The organism is Chryseobacterium sp. S0630 (genome assembly GCF_024158915.1).
In the GTDB taxonomy this organism is placed as follows: domain Bacteria; phylum Bacteroidota; class Bacteroidia; order Flavobacteriales; family Weeksellaceae; genus Chryseobacterium.
The window spans coordinates 1-4,128 of record NZ_JAMZGF010000106.1; the positions used below are offsets into that span (position 1 = coordinate 1).

Annotated in this window: 2 protein-coding genes; one reads left to right on the forward strand and one right to left on the reverse strand. The window is 37.5% G+C overall.

The genetic code is table 11. The features are described 5' to 3' along the window. Positions 1–88: 88 nt before the first annotated feature. Positions 89–421: a hypothetical protein gene (locus NK356_RS23865; RefSeq protein ID WP_034693234.1), complete on the reverse strand. Its 333-nt coding sequence runs from the start codon at positions 419–421 to the stop codon at positions 89–91. Positions 422–678: 257 nt separating this feature from the next. On the opposite strand from NK356_RS23865, the gene NK356_RS23870 reads away from it, so the two are divergent. After that, positions 679–4,026, forward strand: coding sequence for a methylmalonyl-CoA mutase family protein (locus tag NK356_RS23870; protein ID WP_253318230.1), 3,348 nt, complete (start codon positions 679–681; stop codon positions 4,024–4,026). The last annotated feature ends 102 nt before the right edge of the window (positions 4,027–4,128 follow it).

Here is a 4,128-nt window from a genome sequence, read left to right on the forward strand (position 1 = left end):
CAAAAAAATCATCCTAAAAAAATAATATGGGTAGTTTATAAACAAAAACCGCCTCAAGGAAAATGAGACGGCTTCATTTTTTTATTATTTATTTTCTTAATGATTTAGTTGCCCTAAAGCTCGCTATGACATAGTAGGCGACAAACACCATGGAAAACTTCAGAATGGATGGTATAGCCAGCTCAAGTTTAAAAATAAGAGTACCTACAACAACCAGAATAGCCATTACTACAAAAGACAGTCCCAGTTTCTTTACCAATGTAATATCCGGAGTATCTAAATAATAAGCAATCCCCCACGCTGCACCAAATGCAATAGCATAGTAGAACTCTAACCCGATATTCTCTGAACTTAAAAAGAAATAATTAATCAGGAAGCTTACTGCAGTTCCCAATGCGAAATATATCAACGCTTTTTGCATGTCTGTAAAATATGGTGCAAAAATAGAGAAATTAATTTGAGAATCTGAAGAAGCCCCCATTTGAAAATGAAATCGTCATAACTCATTTTAATTCTGTAGTTACCGAACCATTCAACTTTCAAACATTTAAACACAAAATTGGGGAGATATAATTAAATAACACGAAGTAACAAACTGAAAATCAAAAATATAAAATCAAACACTATGTTCTTTTTTTATTATTATATTTGGAAACTTAGAAACTTTCTAGAATTTTTATGGAAACCCAAAAATATACTCCAACCAACAAGGTAAGAATTGTAACTGCTGCCTCATTATTTGATGGGCATGATGCTGCAATCAATATTATGCGTCGTGTCATCCAGGGCACAGGATGCGAAGTGATCCACTTAGGACACGATAAATCAGCAGAAGAAGTTGTAAATACAGCAATCCAGGAAGATGCCAATGCTATTGCATTAACTTCATATCAGGGTGGTCACAACGAATATTTCAAATATATCTATGACCTGTTGAGAGAAAAAAATTCACCTCAGATCAAGATCTTTGGCGGCGGTGGCGGTGTAATTCTTCCGGAAGAAATCAAAGATTTGATGTCTTACGGAATCGACAGGATTTATTCTCCGGATGACGGCCGTGAGCTTGGTCTTCAGGGAATGATTGATGATCTGGTACACAGATCAGATTTTGCAACTGGAAAAGATGTTACTGCAAAAGATCTTGACGATATCAGCTTTGAAAACCCGTCAAGTATTGCACAGATTATCTCAGCCGTAGAAAACTTCTCCGAAGAAAAGCCTGAACTTGTACAAGCTATTGATGAAAAATCTAAAGATTTAACCATTCCTATTATTGGTATCACAGGTACCGGAGGAGCTGGTAAGTCTTCATTAACAGATGAGTTGGTTAGACGTTTCTTACGTTCCAATACAGATAAAAAAATTGCCATTATTTCCATCGACCCTTCGAAAAAGAAAACCGGAGGTGCTTTATTGGGAGACAGAATCCGTATGAATGCGATCAATGATCCAAGAGTTTATATGCGTTCAATGGCAACAAGAGAAAACAACGTTTCTGTTTCTCCGTTTATTCATTCTGCACTGAATGTATTGAAACTGGCTCATCCGGATGTTATTATCCTTGAAACTTCAGGGATTGGGCAGTCTGGTTCAGAAGTTTCTGATTTTGCAGATGTTTCTATGTATGTAATGACTCCTGAATATGGAGCTTCTACCCAGTTGGAAAAAATCGACATGCTAGACTATGCAGATCTTGTAGCATTGAACAAATCTGACAAACGTGGTGCATTGGATGCCCTTCAGGCGGTAAGAAAACAGTTCCAGAGAAACCACCTTCTATGGGAAAGTCCATTAGATGATATGCCGGTGTATGCAACTAAAGCTTCTCAGTTTAATGATCACGGAACTACAGAATTATACAACAGATTAGTTTCAAAAGTAAACGATAAATTCGCTGATTTAAATCTAAAAACTTTTGTAGAACAGGAAGTTACTGAAGAAGTAACGATTATTCCTCCGAAAAGAGTCCGTTATCTTTCTGAAATCGTTGAAAACAACAAACAATACGATATCAATATTGAAAAGCAGGCCGAACTGGCCAGAACAATGTATCATATTGAAGGTGTAAAAAATATCATTTCCAATGAAGTTTTAGAGACTGAATATCAAAAAGCAGAGAAAGAGCTTCAACAGGATAATATCGACTTCTTAAAAACATGGGACGATACGAAAAAAGCTTTCCATGCCGAGTTTTATTCTTATTTCGTAAGAGGAAAAGAAATTAAAGTGGAAACGTCTACAGAATCTTTATCTCATTTGAGAATTCCAAAAATTGCATTACCAAAATACAATGACTGGGGTGATCTGATCAAATGGAAAGGCCAGGAAAATCTACCGGGAAGCTTCCCTTACACTGCAGGTATTTATCCGTTCAAAAGAACCGGTGAAGATCCTACAAGGATGTTTGCAGGAGAAGGAGGCCCTGAAAGAACCAACAGAAGATTCCATTATGTTTCTGCAGAAATGCCTGCAAAACGTTTATCTACAGCATTTGACTCTGTAACGTTATACGGTCAGGATCCTGCTTTACCACCAGATATTTATGGTAAAATCGGAAATGCGGGGGTTTCTATCGCAACACTGGATGATGCGAAGAAATTATACTCCGGATTTGATCTGGTGAATGCATTAACTTCGGTTTCAATGACAATCAACGGTCCTGCACCGATGCTACTGGCTTTCTTTATGAATGCTGCCATCGATCAGAATGTTGAAAAATATATCAAAGAAAACGGTTTAGAGTCTAAAGTAGAAGCTAAACTGAAAGAAAAATTTGATGATAAAGGGTTAGAAAGACCGAAATACAACGGTGAACTTCCTCCATCCAATAACGGCTTAGGGCTACAGCTTTTAGGATTAACAGGTGATGAAGTAATCCCTGCTGATGTATATGCAGAAATTAAAGCTAAAACAATTGCTACGGTTCGTGGCACTGTTCAGGCTGACATCTTAAAAGAAGACCAGGCTCAGAATACTTGTATTTTCTCTACAGAATTTGCATTGAGATTAATGGGTGACGTTCAGGAATATTTCATCAGAGAAAAAGTAAGAAACTTCTACTCTGTTTCTATTTCAGGATACCATATTGCTGAAGCAGGAGCGAATCCGGTTTCCCAATTGGCATTCACACTGGCTAATGGTTTCACGTATGTGGAATATTACTTAAGCCGCGGAATGGATATCAATGATTTTGCACCGAACTTATCTTTCTTCTTCTCTAATGGTATCGACCCTGAATATTCAGTAATCGGACGTGTAGCAAGAAGAATCTGGGCAAAAGCTATGAAATTGAAATATGGAGCTGACGAAAGAAGCCAGATGTTGAAATACCACATCCAGACTTCAGGACGTTCTCTTCATGCTCAGGAAATTGATTTCAATGATATCAGAACGACTCTTCAGGCGCTTTATGCGATCTATGACAACTGTAACTCCCTACACACCAATGCTTATGACGAAGCGATTACAACGCCTACTGAGCAATCGGTAAGAAGAGCAATGGCGATTCAGTTGATCATCAACAAAGAATTAGGATTGGCTAAAAACGAAAATCCGCTTCAGGGATCATTCATCATTGAAGAATTAACGGATCTTGTAGAAGAAGCTGTATATACTGAATTCGACAGAATCACAGAAAGAGGTGGAGTTCTTGGAGCGATGGAAACCATGTATCAGCGTTCAAAAATCCAGGAAGAATCTATGCATTACGAATGGTTGAAGCATACCGGTGAATATCCGATCATCGGAGTAAATACTTTCTTAGGAAAAGATGGTTCCCCAACCGTTTTACCAGGAGAAGTTATCCGTTCTACAGAAGAGGAGAAACAAGCACAGATTGAATCTCTTCACAATTTCCAGCAAGCGAATGACAGCAGATCTGAAGAAGCTTTAAGACAACTTCAACATGCAGCCATTAACCAGCAAAACTTATTTGAAGTGATGATGGATGCTGTGAAATACTGTTCTTTAGGACAAATCACCAATGCTTTATTTGAAGTGGGCGGTAAGTACAGAAGAAATATGTAAGCTTATACAGCAAACATTTTTTATATAAAAGAAGCCGTCTCATTTTCCTTGAGGCGGTTTTTGTTTATAAACTACCCATATTATTTTTTTAGGATGATTTTT